15 protein-coding genes are annotated in these 17746 nt (G+C 62.0%); 6 read left to right on the forward strand and 9 right to left on the reverse strand.

Annotated elements, in window-relative coordinates:
* Nucleotides 1–21: 21 nt before the first annotated feature.
* Genes efeB through efeU form a run of 3 tightly spaced genes read right to left on the reverse strand, consistent with a single transcriptional unit; the run spans nucleotide 22 to nucleotide 3397 of the window.
* Nucleotides 22–1320: an iron uptake transporter deferrochelatase/peroxidase subunit gene (gene efeB / locus V9L13_RS06125; RefSeq protein WP_338801859.1), complete on the reverse strand. Its 1299-nt coding sequence runs from the start codon at nucleotides 1318–1320 to the stop codon at nucleotides 22–24.
* 17 nt (nucleotides 1321–1337) lie between these two features.
* Complete coding sequence (gene efeO, locus V9L13_RS06130; protein ID WP_338801860.1) at nucleotides 1338–2537, reverse strand: iron uptake system protein EfeO; 1200 nt, start codon at nucleotides 2535–2537, stop codon at nucleotides 1338–1340.
* An 8-nt stretch (nucleotides 2538–2545) separates the two neighbouring features.
* Complete coding sequence (efeU, locus tag V9L13_RS06135; protein WP_103483370.1) at nucleotides 2546–3397, reverse strand: iron uptake transporter permease EfeU; 852 nt, start codon at nucleotides 3395–3397, stop codon at nucleotides 2546–2548.
* 294 nt (nucleotides 3398–3691) lie between these two features.
* On the opposite strand from efeU, the gene V9L13_RS06140 reads away from it, so the two are divergent.
* The 6 genes from V9L13_RS06140 to V9L13_RS06165 all read left to right on the forward strand — a co-directional run bounded on the left by V9L13_RS06140 (nucleotide 3692) and on the right by V9L13_RS06165 (nucleotide 10693).
* Entirely contained in the window at nucleotides 3692–4708 is a 1017-nt protein-coding gene (locus V9L13_RS06140) for an AraC family transcriptional regulator (protein ID WP_338801861.1), read from the forward strand.
* Nucleotides 4709–4983: 275 nt separating this feature from the next.
* On the forward strand, nucleotides 4984–6648 hold the full coding sequence (locus V9L13_RS06145; protein ID WP_338801862.1) for an AMP-binding protein: 1665 nt from the start codon (nucleotides 4984–4986) through the stop codon (nucleotides 6646–6648).
* Nucleotides 6649–6663: 15 nt separating this feature from the next.
* A complete protein-coding gene (locus V9L13_RS06150; RefSeq protein WP_338801863.1) occupies nucleotides 6664–7425 on the forward strand; it encodes an SDR family NAD(P)-dependent oxidoreductase in 762 nt (253 codons plus the stop codon).
* A 12-nt stretch (nucleotides 7426–7437) separates the two neighbouring features.
* The gene (locus tag V9L13_RS06155; protein ID WP_338801864.1) at nucleotides 7438–8631 is read left to right on the forward strand and encodes an acetyl-CoA C-acyltransferase; all 1194 of its coding nucleotides are present in this window, start codon (nucleotides 7438–7440) and stop codon (nucleotides 8629–8631) included.
* A gap of 145 nt (nucleotides 8632–8776) precedes the next feature.
* Nucleotides 8777–9904 (forward strand): acyl-CoA dehydrogenase, encoded by a 1128-nt coding sequence (locus V9L13_RS06160; protein WP_103483375.1) that lies wholly within the window; start codon nucleotides 8777–8779, stop codon nucleotides 9902–9904.
* Between the two features lie 15 nt (nucleotides 9905–9919).
* The gene (locus tag V9L13_RS06165) at nucleotides 9920–10693 is read left to right on the forward strand and encodes an enoyl-CoA hydratase (protein WP_338801865.1); all 774 of its coding nucleotides are present in this window, start codon (nucleotides 9920–9922) and stop codon (nucleotides 10691–10693) included.
* Nucleotides 10694–10799: 106 nt separating this feature from the next.
* Here the strand turns inward: V9L13_RS06165 and V9L13_RS06170 are convergent, their stop codons facing one another.
* From V9L13_RS06170 to V9L13_RS06195, 6 genes are all read right to left on the reverse strand, one after another.
* Nucleotides 10800–11951, reverse strand: a complete 1152-nt coding sequence (locus tag V9L13_RS06170) for an acyl-CoA dehydrogenase family protein (RefSeq protein WP_338801867.1) — start codon at nucleotides 11949–11951, stop codon at nucleotides 10800–10802.
* A 3-nt stretch (nucleotides 11952–11954) separates the two neighbouring features.
* Nucleotides 11955–13061 (reverse strand): enoyl-CoA hydratase/isomerase family protein, encoded by a 1107-nt coding sequence (locus V9L13_RS06175; RefSeq protein WP_103483378.1) that lies wholly within the window; start codon nucleotides 13059–13061, stop codon nucleotides 11955–11957.
* Nucleotides 13062–13315: 254 nt separating this feature from the next.
* Complete coding sequence (locus tag V9L13_RS06180; RefSeq protein WP_338801868.1) at nucleotides 13316–14005, reverse strand: HPP family protein; 690 nt, start codon at nucleotides 14003–14005, stop codon at nucleotides 13316–13318.
* Between the two features lie 153 nt (nucleotides 14006–14158).
* Nucleotides 14159–15337 carry an MFS transporter gene (locus V9L13_RS06185; RefSeq protein ID WP_338801869.1) on the reverse strand — a complete coding sequence of 393 codons (1179 nt, stop codon included), beginning with the start codon at nucleotides 15335–15337 and terminating at the stop codon, nucleotides 14159–14161.
* 204 nt (nucleotides 15338–15541) lie between these two features.
* Nucleotides 15542–16060, reverse strand: coding sequence for a GNAT family N-acetyltransferase (locus V9L13_RS06190; RefSeq protein ID WP_338801870.1), 519 nt, complete (start codon nucleotides 16058–16060; stop codon nucleotides 15542–15544).
* Between the two features lie 72 nt (nucleotides 16061–16132).
* The gene (locus V9L13_RS06195; RefSeq protein ID WP_338801871.1) at nucleotides 16133–17731 is read right to left on the reverse strand and encodes a glycosyltransferase family 39 protein; all 1599 of its coding nucleotides are present in this window, start codon (nucleotides 17729–17731) and stop codon (nucleotides 16133–16135) included.
* Nucleotides 17732–17746 lie beyond the last annotated feature (15 nt).

Here is a 17746-nt window from a genome sequence, read left to right on the forward strand (position 1 = left end):
CGGCTCCGAGGGTTTTTATGGTTATGCAGCTGTTTTGGGTTGTGTGGCGTTGAGCAGCGAACGACCGATGAAATCCTTGTCGCCCGTGACACCCGGCAGGGTGAAGAAGTAACCGCCGCCGACCGGTTTGAGGTATTCCTCAAGTGGCTCGCCGTTGAGCCGGGTCTGCACGGTGATGAAGCCTTTTTCCAGATCGGCCTGGTAGCAGATGAACAGCAGGCCCATGTCGAGCTGGCCGTTCTTGTTCACGCCGTTGGAGTAGTTGAACGGCCGGCGCAGGATCAGGTTGGCCTGGCTCGCGGCGGTGCGCGGGTTGGCCAGGCGAATGTGCGCGTCGAGTTTGGTCAGTTTGCCTTCCGGGTCCTTGCTGTAATCCGGGACTTCGGTTTCATGGTTGGCGCCCATCGGTGCGCCGGTGGTCTTGACCCGACCGATGATGCTTTCCTGTTCCTGCAGCGGCGTACGGTCCCAGCGCTCGACGAAATTGCGGATGATCCGCACCGCTTGATAGCTGCCGTGTGCTGCCCAGGCCGGTTCATCGCTGCCCGGTTGCACCCAGACAAGCTTGTCCATCGCCTTGGCGTCGTTGGAATCGGGATTGGCCGAGCCGTCGCGGAAACCGAGGAAGTTACGCGCCGATTGCGCCGGCACACCCGGTTTCGCCGGGGCCTGCGGCGGCACGCTGCCTTCCTGCTTCCAGCGCACCAGCAGCAGGTCCGGCAGGTTCTTGACGATGTCGCGCAGGGCGTGAATGTTGGTGTCGGCGGTGTTCGAGCAGAACTGCAGGCTCAGGTCGCCGTGGCAGCAGTCGGCCTCCAGCGCATCGTTGGGGAAGCCGACCATGCGTTGCAGACGTTTCGGTTTGGCGTCGGCCAGGCCGAAACGCTCGTCGAACAGCGACTCGCCCACCGAGACGGTGATGGTCAGGTTGTCCGGCGTCACCACCGGGCCGAGAATGCCGGAATCCGGCGGCGGCAGTTTCGGGTCGATCTGCGCCACCGCGCCGCCCTTCATCAGGAACGCGATGCGCTCGTTGAGGGTGCGGAACAGCCGCTCCAGGTCTTCGCGATCACTGGCCAGTACGTCGAACGAAACGAACATGCCGGCCGCCGGCCGTGGGGTGACGATGCCGGTCTGGTGCACGCCATGGAAGTCGTGGCGATCTTCGGTCTTGTCGCTGCTCGGCGCTTCGGTCACTTGTGCCGGGGCCGCAGCCATCGCCGGACAGCTCAGGGCCGAACCGGCCAGGGCGACGCCAGCGACGCCCATGCCCATCAGGAGGCGGCGACGTTGCAGATCGAGGTTTTGCAAATCTTTCATCGGTATTCGTCTTCTGCTTACAGGCCGGAGAGGCCGAGGGCGGGATCGATGCCATCCAGAGCGTCAGCCAGGGCCTGAGCCTTGTCGGCGATCTGTTTGCGTTGTTCGCCGCTGACCGTGTCGTAAGTGGCGTAGCCGTCCTTGACCTTGAAGCTGTTCAATACGTTGTCGAAATCGCTCAGCGCCGCGTCGATTTTCGGCAGCAGATCCGGCGCTGACTTGGTCAGCATCGGCCGCAGCAGCTCGACCACTTTGTGCGCGGTTTCCAGGTTGCCGGCAAAACCGTTGAGGTCGCCGTGGCTGTAGCGTTCCTCTTCACCGCTGGCGGCGCGCACGTCGGCCAGGGTGTTGAGGTTGCGCACCACGATGCTCACCAGTTGCTCCGGCGGCAGCGATTGGGCCAGCAGTTGTTGTTTGAGCGTGGTGACATCGGCCAGCAGGCGCTCGGCCACCGGGTTCAAACCGTCGAGGCTGCGTTGCTGGAACAGCGCGTATTCGACGCGGTGGAAGCCAACGAACGCTGGATCCTGTTCGCGTTTTTCAAAGTAATCGGCGCGGGCATTGATGCTGTTGTCCAGTTCGGCCAGACGTTGCGCGGCCGGGGCCAGGCGCTGGTAAGCGGCACGGGCCGGCAGGTACAGCGCTTGCGCCTGGGCCAGGTCGCCGCCGGCAATTGCCTGATTCAGCGCGGTCACGGCTTTGATCAGCGCGCTGCCTTGAGTCGCCAGATACACGCGGAACTCCGACAGCGGCCCGACGAAGGCGACCATCGACGGCTTGGCCTTCGCAGCCGCGTCGGAAGCTGCGGTCGGCGTTACGTGCAGCACGCCACGCGGATTGCTCAGCAGACCGCAAGTAATCGCGTAGTCGCCGGGTTGCAGGTTGGCGTTGATCACCTGGCTCAGGCCGGGGGCGATGTTCTCGCGCTCTTCGATTACCAGCACGCCGTCGAGGATTTCCCATTCCACCGCCCGGTCGGAGCGGTTGACGATGCGGAAACTGGCGCGACCCGCGGGAACCGTCAGCTCGTTCGGATCGCAGCTGTGCGCGTTGATGTTCACCACCACTTCATCATGGTTGTGCTGCCGCTTGGCCGCGGCCATTTTCGAGGCGTAGTAGAACAAGCCACCGGCGGCGATCATCACGACCACCGAACCGGCCACCGCCCAGCGCAAGGCGCGGGGAGGGGAGGCCTGAGGAGTATTAGGCTTTGACATGGATGCCCTTATTGGCTGGAAGCGGAAGTCGTTTTGGCAGCGGCCTTAGTGCTGACCGGCGCGGCGGGGTAGAAGAACATCACCAGCGCCACCACCAGATAGATCAGATAGGCACCGAGGGTGCTGACGGTCGGTGCATCCTGATAGCCGAACATGCCGGCCAGCACCGAACCCAGCGGGCCATCCATCGGTAGCGTCGCGCTGAAGTCGAAGAGCACGGTTTGCAGGTGATTCCACACCCCGGCTTCATGCAGCGCCTGCACCGAGTTGGCAAGAATCCCGGCGGCGACCACCAGAATGAACAACCCGGTCCACTTGAAGAACGCCGACAGGTTCAGGCGCATGCTGCCGCTGTAGATCAGGAAGCCGACAATGATCGCCAGCACCAGGCCGAGCAGGGCACCGATCGGCGCGCCCGGGCCTTCGCTCTGCTGAAATACGGCGAGCAGGAAGAACACGGTTTCCAGCCCTTCGCGAGCCACGGCGAAGAACACCATGGCGATCAGCGCGATCACCTGATGCTTTGATGAGGTCAGGGCGTGATCGAGCGAGGCTTGCAGCGAATGCTTGATCGAGCGTGCGACCTTGCGCATCCAGAACACCATCGAGCTGAGAATGCCCACCGCGACCAGTCCGACAATGCCTTCGAACAACTCCTGCTGTTTCTGCGGGAATTCGGCGCTCACCAGTTCCAGGCCACCACCGACCAGCAACGCCAGGGCCGCAGCGAGAAACACGCCGATCCACACGGCAGGCATCCACTGGCCACGGCCGGTTTGTTGCAGGTAGCTGGCGATGATGCCAACGATCAGCGCGGCTTCAATGCCTTCGCGCAGCATGATCAGAAAGGGAACGAGCATTCAGGCAACCACGAGTTTTTTGATAGGTGGCTAAGTTGTAACATAATGACACTCATTCCCAAATGGGGATGGTTGACATTTAACTGAACATTCGCTGAACGGTACCTATCTTGGCCTTGCTCAGATCCAATTGTGGGAGCGGGCTTGCTCGCGAAGGCGGCGCGTCAGTCGATAAGGATGTAGCTGACACATCGCCTTCGCGAGCAAGCCCGATCCCACAGGGGGATTCGTGCTGAATTCGCATCCTGCGTTAAGATGCCCCTCACTCGAAAACAACAAGGTCTGCCTCGCTCCATGTCGGAAAAAGACACCATCGCCGTGCAACTGGTGCGTGAAGCGCTGCTGCAAAGTTGTGCCCCGGGCGTGGCCACGGATGAAGTCTTGAACAAGGTCGGGATTGCTCCGGCCCTGCTGCACAGCGAACAGGGCCGGGTGCCGGCCTCGCAATACGCGAAACTCTGGCGATTGCTGGCCCGGCGCGGTGATGACGAGTTCTTCGGCATGGATCCGCGCAAGCTCAAGTCCGGCAGTCTTGAGTTCCTCTGTCGCAGCGCCATGGCGCAACCGACGCTGGCCGCCGGGCTCAACAGCGGGCTGAACTTCCTCTCGCTGATGCTGGAAAAAATCCCGGCGCAACTGCTGCATCAGCAAAGTCTGGCGGAAATCGTCCTGCTCGAAGACGATCCCGAGCCGCGCCGGGCGTTTACCTATTTCACCTACTGGATGATCGTCCATGGCGTGGCCTGTTGGCTGGCGGGGCGGCGGATTCCGATTCTGGCCATCGAGTTGCGCTGCGCCGAGCCGGATTTCTGCGACGACTACCGGGTGATGTTCTCGGAAAACCTGCGCTTCGAGCGTCCGCGCACGCGGATGATCTTCGCCGCTGACTGTCTCGACCTGCCGATCAAGCGTACGGCCGAAGAGCTGAAACGCTTTCTGGCCCATGCGCCGGCAAACATTCTGGTGAAGTACCGCGACCCGGAAAGCCTTGCCAGCCGAATCAAACAGGATCTGCGGCAGTTACCCGCCGAACAGTGGCCGGAGACCGAGGCGCTGGCGCAACAACTGTGCATGTCCGCCTCGACCCTGCGCCGGCGATTGTCCGAGGAGGGGCAGACCTATCAGGGTCTCAAGGACAGCGTGCGCAAGGAACTGGCAATTACCTGGCTGGCCGAGCCGTCGATCAGCTTCGTCGAAATCGCCATGCGGCTGGGGTTTGCCGATGCGAGTTCGTTCTACAAGGCGTTTCGCAAGTGGTCGGGGTCGAATCCGGGGCATTATCGTACGTTGATCCTTAACGAAGCCGTCTGACTCCATCGCCAGCAGGCGCGCTCCCACATTTTGAAACGCACAACCTGTAGGAGCTGCCGCAGGCTGCGATCTTTTGACTTTGATTTTTAAAAACAAGATCAAAAGATCGCAGCCTGCGGCAGCTCCTACAGGGCCATGTTTGCAATTATGCAAACATGGCCAAACCAATCAGCCAGATTGACAGCTTTGACCATTGCCGCCTCCGCGCCGCAGCGCGACTATCCCTGTGTTGTTTACGGTTCCCAGCCTAATAAAAACACAGAGGGATTCTGGCAATGCGCGATTACTTGTCTGCCACCGAACAGTTCAACTATCAGCACACCGTGGACGCTGCGCTCAGCGGCACGCTGGAGGCGCTCAACGCCTGCGTCGAATGTTGCGACCGCCACGCCTTGCCAGGGCGCATTGCGTTGTTCTGGGAGGGCCGCGACGGCGCGAGTGCCACGTACACCTTCAGCGAGCTGCAAGACAAAGCCGCGCGTTTCGCCAATTTCCTTCTCGCCCAGGGCGTGCAGAAGGGCGACAAGGTCGCCGGCCTGCTGCCACGCAACATCGAATTGCTCATCACCGTGTTCGCCACCTGGCGCATCGGCGCGGTATATCAGCCACTGTTCACCGCGTTCGGCCCCAAGGCCATCGAACATCGGCTGAACAGCTCCGCGGCCAAAGTGGTGGTCACCGATGCGGTCAACCGGCCGAAACTCGCCGAGGTCAACGATTGCCCGACCATCATCACCGTCGGCGGCGCGAAAGGTCAGGGCATCGTCCGTGGCGATTTCAGTTTCTGGGCCGAGCTGGCCAACTATTCCAGCGTCTGCGAGCCGGTACTGCTGACGGGCGAAGACCCGTTCCTGCTGATGTTCACCTCGGGCACCACCGGTCCGTCGAAAGCGCTGTCGGTGCCGCTCAAGGCCATCGTCGCGTTCCAGAGCTACACCCGCGACGCGGTGGATCTGCGTCCTGAAGATTCGTTCTGGAACGTCGCCGATCCGGGCTGGGCCTACGGCATCTATTTCGGCGTCACCGGCCCTATGTCGATGGGGCACCCGATCACCTTTTACGATGGCCCGTTCACCCTCGAAAGCACCTGCCGGGTGATCAACAAATACAGCATCACCAATCTCACCGGTTCGCCGACGGCCTATCGTCTGCTGATCGCCGGCGGCAACGAGTTCGCCAAATCGATCAAAGGCAAGCTGCGCATCGTCAGCAGCGCCGGCGAGCCGCTCAACCCGGAAGTGATCCGCTGGTTCGCCGACAACCTCGGTGTGGTGATTCACGACCATTACGGCCAGACCGAACTGGGTATGGTCCTGTGCAACCACCACGGTCTGGAGCACCCGATCCACCTTGGCGCCGCCGGTTTCGCCTCGCCGGGCCACCGCATCGTGGTGCTCGACGAAAATTACAACGAACTCGGCGTCGGCCAGCCGGGCATCCTCGCCATCGACCGTACACAGTCGCCGATGTGCTGGTTCGGCGGTTACCAAGGCGTGCCGACCAAAGCCTTCGTCGGTGATTACTACCTCAGCGGCGACACCGTGGAATGGAACCCGGATGGCAGCATCAGCTTTGTCGGTCGCAGTGATGACGTGATCACCACCTCGGGCTACCGCGTCGGCCCGTTCGACGTCGAAAGCGCGCTGATCGAACACCCGGCGGTGGTCGAAGCCGCCGTGGTCGGCAAGCCTGACCCGGAGCGCACCGAGTTGGTCAAAGCCTTCGTCGTGCTCAACCCGCAATACCGCGCCGAACCGGCGCTGGCCGAGGAGTTGCGGCAGCACGTGCGCAAACGTCTGGCCGCGCATTCGTACCCGCGTGAAATCGAATTTGTCAGCGAATTGCCGAAAACCCCAAGCGGCAAATTGCAGCGCTTTATCTTGCGCAACCAGGAAATCGCCAAGGCTCAAGAGGCCGCGGCGCACAACGTTTCAGCTTGAATCAGGAAGTCAGTCATGCAGATCGAGAACAAGGTTTTTATCGTCACCGGCGGCGCCTCCGGCCTGGGTGCCGCCACCGCTGAGTTGCTGGTCAACGCCGGCGCCAAAGTGATGCTGGTGGACATGAACGCCGAAGCGGTAGCCGCGCAGGCCCAGCGCCTCGGCGCGCAAAGCGTCGTCGCCGACATCAGCAATGAAGCCGCTGCCGAAGCCGCCGTACAGGCCACGCTCAAAGCTTTTGGCAGCCTTAACGGTCTGGTCAACTGCGCCGGCATCGTGCGGGGTGAGAAGATTCTCGGCAAGAACGGCCCGCATGCTCTGGCCAGTTTTGCCCAAGTGATCAACGTCAATCTGATCGGCAGCTTCAACATGCTGCGTCTGGCGGCAGCGGCGATCGCCGAGAGCGAAGCGAATGCCGACGGCGAGCGCGGGGTGATCATCAACACCGCCTCGGTCGCAGCATTCGACGGCCAGATCGGCCAGGCCGCGTATTCCGCCTCCAAAGGCGCGATCGCCAGCCTGACCCTGCCGGCCGCCCGCGAACTGGCGCGCTTCGGCATCCGCGTGATGACCATCGCTCCAGGCATTTTCGAAACCCCGATGATGGCCGGCATGACCCCGGAAGTGCGCGAGTCGCTGGCCGCCGGCGTACCGTTCCCGCCGCGTCTTGGGAAACCTGCCGAGTACGCCGCGCTGGTTCGGCATATCATCGAAAACAGCATGCTCAACGGTGAGGTGATCCGTCTCGACGGCGCCTTGCGCATGGCCGCCAAGTAAGGAGGATTTGTCATGAGCCTTTCCAACGATCCAATTGTCATCGTCAGCGCCGTCCGCACCCCGATGGGCGGTTTTCAGGGCGAACTGAAAAGCCTCACCGCGCCGCAACTCGGTGCTGCGGCGATCAAGGCCGCGGTTGAACGCGCAGGCGTCGCCAGCGATGCGGTCGACGAAGTGCTGTTCGGTTGCGTATTGCCCGCCGGCCTCGGTCAGGCGCCGGCACGGCAGGCGGCTCTGGGTGCCGGGCTGGATAAATCCACCCGTTGCACCACGGTCAACAAGATGTGCGGCTCGGGCATGGAAACCACCATTCTCGCCCACGATATGCTGCGGGCCGGCAGCGCCGACGTGGTGATCGCCGGCGGCATGGAAAGCATGTCCAACTCGCCATATCTGCTGGATCGTGCCCGCGCCGGTTACCGCATGGGCCATGGCCGGGTGCTCGACTCGATGTTCCTCGACGGCCTCGAAGACGCCTACGACAAGGGCCGTCTGATGGGCACCTTCGCCGAAGACTGCGCCGAAACCAACGACTTCAGCCGCGAAGCCCAGGATGCCTTTGCTATCGCTTCGACCACCCGCGCCCAGCAGGCGATCAAGGACGGCAGCTTCAAGGCCGAGATCGTTCCGCTGACCGTGACCGTCGGCAAGGAACAAGTGCTGATCAGCAACGACGAGCAGCCGCCGAAAGCCAAACTGGACAAGGTCGCCTCACTGAAACCGGCGTTCCGCGAAGGCGGCACGGTGACGGCGGCGAACTCCAGTTCGATCTCCGACGGCGCTGCGGCGCTGGTGCTGATGCGCCAGTCGCAAGCGCAGAAACTCGGTCTGAAGCCACTGGCGGTGATTCACGGCCACGCGGCGTTTGCCGACACTCCGGGCCTGTTCCCGGTGGCACCGATTGGCGCGATCAAGAAGCTGGTGAAGAAGACCGGTTGGGCGCTGAACGAGGTCGACCTGTTCGAGATCAACGAAGCGTTCGCCGTGGTGGCGATGGCGGCGATGACCCATCTGGAGATCCCCCACGACAAGCTCAACGTGCATGGCGGCGCCTGCGCGCTGGGCCATCCGATCGGTGCCTCGGGCGCGCGGATTCTGGTGACCTTGCTCTCGGCCCTGCGCCAGAAGGGCCTGAAACGCGGGATCGCAGCGATTTGCATCGGCGGCGGTGAAGCCACGGCGATGGCCGTGGAATGCGTCTACTGAAGCCAACATCTGACTGTCCTTGTGGGAGGGGGCTTGCTCCCGAAAGCGGTGTGTCATTCAGAAGTTATTTGACTGACCCGGCCTCTTCGGGAGCAAGCCCCCTCCCACAATGAACGGGTGGTGTTACCAGAATTAAGGATTCACCATGATTCCCAACGAAGACCAATCCCAGATTCGCGACATGGCCCGGCAGTTCGCCGAGGAACGACTGAAACCGTTCGCCGCCGAGTGGGATCGCGAGCACCGTTTCCCCAAGGAAGCCATCGGCGAGATGGCCGAGCTGGGCTTCTTCGGCATGCTGGTGCCGGAGCAGTGGGGCGGTTGTGATACCGGCTACCTGGCCTACGCCATGGCCCTGGAAGAAATCGCCGCCGGCGACGGCGCCTGCTCGACCATCATGAGCGTGCACAACTCGGTCGGCTGCGTGCCGATCCTCAAGTTCGGCAACGACGATCAGCGCGAACGCTTCCTCAAACCGCTGGCCAGCGGCGCGATGCTCGGTGCGTTCGCATTGACCGAGCCGCAGGCCGGCTCCGACGCCAGCAGCCTGAAAACCCGCGCGCGCCTCGAAGGCGATCACTACGTGCTCAACGGCTGCAAACAGTTCATCACTTCCGGGCAGAACGCCGGGATCGTGATCGTGTTTGCGGTGACTGACCCGAGTGCCGGCAAACGCGGCATCACCGCGTTCATCGTGCCCACCGATTCAGCGGGCTACAAAGTCGCCCGGGTCGAAGACAAGCTCGGCCAGCATGCTTCGGACACCTGCCAGATTCTGTTTGAAGACGTGAAAGTGCCGGTCGCCAACCGCTTGGGTGAGGAGGGTGAAGGCTACAAGATTGCCTTGGCCAACCTCGAAGGCGGACGCGTCGGCATCGCTTCGCAAGCGGTGGGCATGGCCCGTGCCGCGTTCGAAGCGGCCCGCGATTACGCCCGTGAGCGCGACACTTTCGGCAAACCGATCATCGAGCACCAGGCCGTGGCCTTCCGTCTCGCCGACATGGCCACGCAGATCGCCGTTGCCCGGCAAATGGTGCATTACGCCGCCGCCCTGCGTGACAGCGGTCAGCCGGCGCTGGTCGAGGCTTCGATGGCCAAACTGTTCGCCTCGGAAATGGCCGAGAAGGTTTGCTCAATGGCGTTGCAGACGCTGGGCGGTTACGGTTATCTCAACGACTTCCCGCTGGAACGCATCTACCGCGACGTGCGCGTCTGCCAGATCTACGAAGGCACCAGCGACATTCAGCGCATGGTTATTTCGCGCAATCTCTGACAAGGAATCTTGCCCATGACTTACGAAACGATTCTGCTGGAAAACCACGGCCGCGTCGGCCTGATCACGCTGAACCGACCACAGGCGCTGAACGCCCTGAACGCGCAACTGGTCAGTGAAGTGAACCACGCCCTCGACGGCCTGGAAGCCGACACCAATATCGGTTGCATCGTCATCACCGGTTCGAAGAAAGCTTTTGCCGCCGGCGCCGACATCAAGGAAATGGCCGAACTCACCTATCCGCAGATCTACATGGATGATCTGTTCAGCGACAGCGACCGCCTGGCCAACCGACGCAAGCCGATCATCGCTGCGGTCAACGGCTTCGCCCTCGGTGGCGGCTGTGAACTGGCGCTGATGTGCGACTTCATTCTGGCCGGCGACAGTGCCAAATTCGGCCAGCCGGAAATCAACCTCGGCGTGCTCCCGGGCATGGGCGGCACCCAGCGCCTGACCCGCGCCGTGGGCAAGGCCAAGGCCATGGAAATGTGCCTGAGCGGGCGGATGATCGATGCGGAGGAAGCCGAGCGCTGCGGCATCGTCGCGCGGATCGTGCCGAGCGATGAGTTGCTCGACGAGGCGCTGAAAGTCGCCGCGGTGATCGCCAGCAAATCGCTGCCGATTGCGATGATGGTCAAGGAAAGCGTCAACCGCGCCTTTGAGGTCAACCTGACTGAAGGCGTACGTTTCGAGCGTCGGGTGTTCCATGCGGCGTTCGCCACCCAGGATCAGAAAGAAGGGATGGCCGCGTTTGTGGCCAAGCGGACGCCGGAGTTTCAGGGCAAATAATGCGCTGACCTGACTGACGCCTTCGCGAGCAAGCCCGCTCCCACATGGGATTTGTGTACGACGCAGATCCAATGTGGGAGCGGGCTTGCTCGCGAAGCTTTTGGCATTACAACTGATAGTTCTTCAATTCTCGGGCAATCACCATCCGCTGAATCTCGCTCGAGCCTTCATAGATCTGGGTAATCCGCACATCGCGGTAGTACTTCTCGACCGGATAGTCCTCCAGATACCCATACCCGCCATGAATCTGAATCGCCGAGGAGCAGACCTTCTCGGCCATTTCCGAGGCGAACAGTTTGGCCTGTGACGCCTCCGACAGGCACGGCTTGCCCGCTGTGCGCAGACGCGCCGCGTGCAGGATCATCAGTCGCGCCGCGTTGATTTGCATGTGCATGTCGGCCAGCAGGTTGGCGATGCTCTGGTGCTCATTGATCGGCTTGCCGAACTGGATTCGGTCGCGGGAGTAAACCAGCGCCGCTTCAAACGCCGCCCGGGCGATGCCCAAGGCTTGCGCAGCGATGCCGATGCGGCCGCCTTCAAGGTTGGACAAGGCAATCGCCAGGCCCTTGCCGCGCTCGCCGAGGAGATTGGCTTCGGGAATGCTGCAGTTGTTCAACGTCACCGCACAGGTGTCGGAAGCGCGGATGCCCATCTTGTGTTCGGTGCGATCGACGATGAACCCCGAAGTATCGGTGGGCACCAGGAACGCAGAAATGCCTTTCTTGCCCAGATCCGGGTCGGTCACCGCAAACACGATCGCCAGTTTCGCCCGTTTACCATTGCTGACGAATTGCTTGGCGCCGTTGATCACCCACTGGCCGTCACGCAGTTCGGCGCGGGTGCGCAGGTTGTGCGCCTCGGAGCCGGCCTGCGGTTCGGTGAGGCAGAAGCAGCCAATCATCTGGCCACTGGCGAGATCCGCCAGCCAGGTCTGTTTCTGCGCTTCGCTGCCGTAGTTCATGACCGGGCCGCAGCCCACCGAGTTGTGGATGCTCATGAATGCACCGGTGGCTCCGTCGCCGGCAGAAATCTCTTCCACCGCCAGCGCATAGGCCACGTAATCGACGTAGGTGCCGCCCCATTCCTCGGGCACCACCATGCCGAGCAAACCGAGTTCGCCCATCTTCGCCACCAGCGCGTCGTCGATCCAGCCGGCCTTTTCCCAGGCTTGCGCATGGGGCGCGATTTCGCCGCGGGCGAAGTCCCGGGCCATGTCGCGGATCATCACTTGCTCTTCAGTCAGTTCGAGATCGTGCATGGCTCAGCTCCCGCTCTCAGTAAAACCGTGGAAGAAACTCGCGACATGCCCGGCGTCCAGCGCAGCGAGGGTCGGCGGGTTCCAGCGTGGTGTCTTGTCTTTGTCGATCAGCAGGGCGCGCACGCCCTCGATCAGGTCGCCGCGTTCGAACCACTGGCGATCCAGATGCAGTTCGAGGGCGAAACAGTGTTCCAGGCTCAGGTGCCGACCGCGACGGAGCATTTCCAGGGTTACGGCCATCGCCAGTGGCGAGCGGGTCTCCAGCAGGTCGGCGGTGGTGGTCGCCCACTCATGGCTGTCGGCGACGGTGACTGCGCGCAGTTGCTCGACAATGCTCGGCACGTCCGGCAGGGCGAAGAAATGGTCGATGGCCGGGCGCAGTTTCTCCAGCGGTGCATCGGCCAGGGTTTGCACGCCATTTTTCGCGAGCAGACTCTGCAGATCCTTGAGCGGCGTATCGCGCCATTCCAGGTGATCGAGTTGTTCGTCGAGGCTCGCCAGTTTGCTGCTGTCGACAAACCAGTCGGCCAGCCCGCAGTACAACGCATCGGCCGCACGAATCTGCACGCCGCTGACGCCCAGATAGATCCCCAGTTCACCGGGAATCCGCGAGAGGAAATAGCTGCCGCCGACATCGGGGAAATAACCGATCGCCACCTCGGGCATCGCCAGACGACTCTTTTCGGTGACCACCCGCAGATCCGCACCTTGCACCAGGCCCATGCCACCGCCCAGGACGAAACCGTCCATCAAGGCCAGCACCGGTTTGCGGTAATGATGAATCGTCAGGTCGAGGGCGTATTCCTCGACGAAGAAATCTTCGTGCAGCGTGTCGCCGCTTTTGAAGCTGTCGTACAGCGAACGGATATCGCCACCGGCACAGAAAGCCTTGTCACCGGCACCGCGCAGCACAACCGCGCGCACGCTGGGGTCAGTGGCCCAGGCATCGAGTTGCTGCTGCAACTGACGAACCATGTCGAGGGTGATGGCGTTGAGACCGGCGGGGCGGTTGAGGGTCAGGTGACCGATGTGATTGCGAACCTCGGCCAGCACTTCGTTTTGTGTGGCATCCATGGACGGCGTCCGCGGGGATGAAGCCTGAGCAGTCATCACTAACTCCCTGCTTTTATTATCTTTATTCGAGAAGCTCGCGCGCGAGCGTTGACGGATCGTAACAGTGCAAATTTGCCGTTTACAACCGGGAAATGTGCAGGGGGAGTTTGCGTTTTTGCAGCAGGTTGAGGATTGCCGTTGTGGCGAGGGAGCTTGCTCCCTCTCGGCTGCGCAGCAGTCGTAATCCCGCGGTGTCGGACCGCTTCGCAGTCCGGCGGGAGCAAGCTCCCTCGTCACAATGATGCAGGTGGTTATCGGGTGAAAACTTCGCCGATGCTGCGGCGTTTGGCGTGCAGCTCGCTGGCGTGGATCAGTTGTTCGAGGTCTTCGGGGGTGACGTCGATAAAGGCTTCCATGTCGGCCAATGCCAGTTTCAAATCCTCAGCGGTAATTGCCTGGCTATCGACGGGAGCCAGCAGCGGCGCTGGCTCGACCGGGCGCTTGGGGTAGCGGATGCGCGTCAGGTTGTTGTAGGCCAGGGCGCTGAGCAGCATGCAGGCGGCGGCGAGCATCACCGGTTCCATGGCTTTCCAGTCCATGGCGATAGTGGCCGGATCGGCCAGCACCAGCGTCAGCGCCAAGGCGCCGGCCGGTGGATGCAGGCAACGCAGCCAGCACATCAGGATCAGCGCCATGCCCGCCGCCAGGCAGGCGCTGCCGAGGGTTCGGCCGAGGACGTGGGCCACCAATAGCGCGACCACGCTGGCGCACAGATAGCCGCCGATGATCGACCACGGTTGCGCGAGTGCGCCGGAAGACACGGCAAACAGCAACACGGCCGAGGCGCCCAACGGCCCGATCAGGTGATACGCGACCTCAATGCCGAACACTTGACTGCATGCCCAGACGCTGAACAAGGTGCCCAGCGCCATGCCGATCGCGGCGCGGCTCCATTCGGTGGGGCGGGTGTTGATGGCGGCGGGCAACCAGCGAGCGAGCATGTACATCGGGTCCTTGCGGTAAATTCGGGGCAAAAAAAGGACTTGTCCGTTTCGGAAAGTCCTCGAAGCGTTCCAACTATTGGGGGAGGAACGCGTACAGTGTGCCGTGCAAACTCGATGCTGACAAATTCATATAAATGCTGCTTCAGTGCATTATTTTTGAATTATCGCCGCGCGGCGTCCACTGACAAAACACAAATACCCGCCCAACGCCGCCAGGGCGCTCAAGGCGTAGAACATGCTCGGCGCCGGCGTGTGCATCAACAGGAACCCGCACATCACCGGACTCACCGCGCCGCCTAACGCCGCGAGGTTCTGCGCGCCGTAGTAACTGCCGCGCAGCTCTTCCGGGGCCAGGGTGTCGACGAAGAGGAAATCCGCCGGGTAAATGATCATCTCGCCGAGGGTGAAGATGAACATCGCCACGCACCAGCCGACCAGACTGTCGGCCAGGCTGAAGCCGATCAGACCGACGATGAACAACGCGGTGCCGCCGGCAATCCAGTAGCGCAGATGCTCACGTTTGAGGAATCGCCCGATCTGGTATTGCAGCAGGATCACCGTGATCGCGTTGCAGGCGAGCAGGGCGGCCATGGTGTCGAGTGTCTGGTCCTGCGTGTGGGTCACCAGCAGGTACTGCGACAGGTACAGGGTGAAGCGCCCGTGAACCAGGGTGCTGAGCAGGCAACCAAAGGTGAACAGGATCATCGTGCGGTCGTTTTTCAGGATGATCAGGGTGTTCAGGAAACTCTGCGGTTGGCTGACCTGCGACAGCGGACTGGCCTCGCGGGACACACCCAGCAGCAGGAAAACGCTGCCGGCGGCAATCAGCCCCGCGACAATAAACGGCGCTGAAGGCTGAACGCCGGCAATCACCACGCCGATCATCGGGCCGACGGCGTAGCCAATATTGGTCAGCGTGTAGTTCAGCGAGAACGCCTTGACCCGCTGGCCGACCGGCAGGTTTTCACTGAGCATCGCTTTGGAGCAGATCAGGAACAGCGCCGACGCCGTTTCACTGATGATCAGCACCAGCGTGACCAGGTACAGATTCTGCGCGAAGGTCAGCAGCATCAGGCCGACACCGCTGGAAAGCATGGTCAGGATCAACAGCTGACGCTTGTCGAGGCGATCGATGATGTAGCCGCCGTACAGCGACAACAGCGTGGCACTGAACACGGCGATGCCCAACAGCAGACCGACGTCCTGCGGGTTAAGGCCCAGTTTGTTGCTGAGAAACAAGGTCAGCAGCGGACTGATCAGGGCGCGGCTGATGACGATGCTCAGCGAGGTGATCATCAGTCGGCGGATCAGGCAGGAGTAGGTGGCCACGAAGAGATCAATGTCCTTATTTCAGAATGCGCGGGTGAGCCTTGCCATCCTCACCGGGTCCCGCTCAGCGGTCAACCTGACACACCGCAAATCCGTGTGGGAGCGGGCTTGCTCGCGAAGGGGCCGGCACATCCAGCATCTTTATCAGCAGGCACACCGCCTTCGCGAGCAAGCCCGCTCCCACAGAGGGGATCGGCGGTGTTATCAATAGAGGGGCAGGCGCATGGCGCAGCGGCGTTCGGCGGCAAAACCCTGTTCGATTTCTTTCTGCAGAGCATCGAGCAAATGCGCTTCGTGCTCACCGGGTGCGACTTCCACAAACCCCATCCGCTGATAAAAAGGCGCATTCCACGGCACGTCGCGAAACGTGGTCAGGGTCACCGCGCGCATTTGCTCGCAGCGGGCATGTTCAATCGCGGCCAGCAGCAGTTGACGGCCCACGCCTTGTCCCTGAAACGCGAGGCTGACCGACAGTTCTTCAATGTGCAGCAAGTTGTCGAAATCCAGCGCGCGGATAAAACCTGCGAGTTGCGCCGAGGTGGTTTCGGCGACCCAGACGTGGGCATTGTCGATGGCTTGGCGGTGTTGCGCGGCGCTTGCCACGTCGGTGTCGGCAAGCCAGGCGAGGGTTGGATCTGTGCGAAACAGCTCGGCGGCCGAGCGTTCGATGGCGGGGAGGGCGGCGGCATCATTCTGCCGCGCCCGGCGTACAACAAAACTCATGGTCAAGAAATCCCTGTAGGCGCTGTCGCTGGCTGCGATCCAAAATCAGAAGATCGCAGCCTTCGACAAGGTCTACAAGGGCTTCAGGTACAGCAGCACGTAATCGTTCTTGTCGAAACTGCCCGTGACCACCGGTTGCAAGCCGGCCAGCGGGGTGCCCTGTAGCGATTGCAGGTCCTTGCTGTCCATCATCAGCCAGGCCGGGCCCTTGAGGGCTTCGAGTTGCTGGACTGTTTCGGTGAACTGCGGTTGCAGATCCTGCTCGACGTTGACCATGAACTTGATCGCCTTGGCGTCTTTGCCCATGCCGTGCAGCACCAGCGGTGCCGGGTTCTGCTGCACCTGCGCGAACGCGGCGCGACTGAACACCTGCGTGTCGTACAGGCGTCGTTCTACCGGTTCAAACACCGCGGCATACACCGTCCACAACGCGAGCACCGAGCATAGCGCCAACACTTCGGCACGCCAGCGCGGGATCATCAGACGCGACAACGCGAGCAATTGCAGAACGCCGAGCACGATCAGCACCAGGGTGATGCCGTCGAGCTGCTCGGGAAAGCGGCGCTTGGCAACCAGCAGGGCCACCATCAACAGCCCCGGCGTCACCAGCCAGATGCCTTGAATTACCCCGCGCAATACGCGGAACACCCGACCGTGCACAACCTGGAACGGGTACGCCGCAATGATCGCCGCCATCGGCAACATCGGCAGCAGGTAACGCGCCTTCTTCGCCTGTGGAATCGACAGACCGACCATGACGATCAGCCCGGCGGCCGCGCAGTATTGCACCAGACGCAAGGCCGGCCCGCGCTGATGCGGCTTGCTCAGCCAGGTCGCGGCCAACGCCAGTATCGCCAGCGGATACGCCAGTGCGTAATTGCCTATCGAGCTGGTGAAGTAATACAGCGAACCGCTGACGCCTTCGCTGCCGTCCATGCGCCCCATGAACTGCATACGAATCACGTCTTGCAGGAACGCCTCGCCACCGCTGAGTTTAGCCAGCCACAACAGCAGGCCGACGCATGCAGCGAGCAGGATCGACGCCAGCACACCGAACACCAACAGCCGTTTCCACTCGCGGTTGAGCAAGTAGTAACTGCAGAGCATGCCGGTCGGCACCACCAGGCCGATGGGCCCGCGAATACCGAAGCCCAGCAACAACAGGATAAAGATCAGCGGCCAGCGACGACGTGAGCCGAAGTGATCGTGCGCGTAGCCCAGGTAAAACACCGACAGCGCCACGGCGGCGAGCATCAGGTCTTGCGACACGGCGCGCACTTCGGTGACGAAGGTGCTGGTGAGCATCAACAGCGCAATGCTGATCAACGCCCAACGCTGCGAATGCACCGCCAGCAAGCGATACATCAACGTCACGATCACGCCGCCGGCAATCGCGCTTGGCAGCCATGCCGTCAGGGTGTTGATCGCGCCGAAGGGCAACGACAACAACCAGATGAACAGCGTCGAGAGCGCTGAATAGTCGGCGTAAGGTTGACCGTAAGTGGTCGGGAATACGGTCGGCCCGTGTCTCAGCATTTCCTGGGCAAACAGTACGAACCGTGAATCGAAGCCAATGGGAGCCTGTCCGTAAACCCCGGCTATGAACAGCAACAGCGCCAGCAGCCCTGCGATCAGGGACTGCCGGCGGATGACAGGCGACAACGTGATCAAGCGACGTCCGCTTTG

The organism is Pseudomonas sp. RSB 5.4, from assembly GCF_037126175.1.
GTDB classification, from domain to species: Bacteria; Pseudomonadota; Gammaproteobacteria; order Pseudomonadales; family Pseudomonadaceae; genus Aquipseudomonas; species Aquipseudomonas fluorescens_H.

Coding starts and splice junctions, on each gene's coding strand:
- efeB (WP_338801859.1), bottom strand. CDS start 1,320: ATGAAAGATTTGCAAAACCTCGATCTGCAACGTCGCCGCCTCCTGATG.
- efeO (WP_338801860.1), bottom strand. CDS start 2,537: ATGTCAAAGCCTAATACTCCTCAGGCCTCCCCTCCCCGCGCCTTGCGC.
- efeU (WP_103483370.1), bottom strand. CDS start 3,397: ATGCTCGTTCCCTTTCTGATCATGCTGCGCGAAGGCATTGAAGCCGCG.
- V9L13_RS06140 (WP_338801861.1), top strand. CDS start 3,692: ATGTCGGAAAAAGACACCATCGCCGTGCAACTGGTGCGTGAAGCGCTG.
- V9L13_RS06145 (WP_338801862.1), top strand. CDS start 4,984: ATGCGCGATTACTTGTCTGCCACCGAACAGTTCAACTATCAGCACACC.
- V9L13_RS06150 (WP_338801863.1), top strand. CDS start 6,664: ATGCAGATCGAGAACAAGGTTTTTATCGTCACCGGCGGCGCCTCCGGC.
- V9L13_RS06155 (WP_338801864.1), top strand. CDS start 7,438: ATGAGCCTTTCCAACGATCCAATTGTCATCGTCAGCGCCGTCCGCACC.
- V9L13_RS06160 (WP_103483375.1), top strand. CDS start 8,777: ATGATTCCCAACGAAGACCAATCCCAGATTCGCGACATGGCCCGGCAG.
- V9L13_RS06165 (WP_338801865.1), top strand. CDS start 9,920: ATGACTTACGAAACGATTCTGCTGGAAAACCACGGCCGCGTCGGCCTG.
- V9L13_RS06170 (WP_338801867.1), bottom strand. CDS start 11,951: ATGCACGATCTCGAACTGACTGAAGAGCAAGTGATGATCCGCGACATG.
- V9L13_RS06175 (WP_103483378.1), bottom strand. CDS start 13,061: ATGACTGCTCAGGCTTCATCCCCGCGGACGCCGTCCATGGATGCCACA.
- V9L13_RS06180 (WP_338801868.1), bottom strand. CDS start 14,005: ATGCTCGCTCGCTGGTTGCCCGCCGCCATCAACACCCGCCCCACCGAA.
- V9L13_RS06190 (WP_338801870.1), bottom strand. CDS start 16,060: ATGAGTTTTGTTGTACGCCGGGCGCGGCAGAATGATGCCGCCGCCCTC.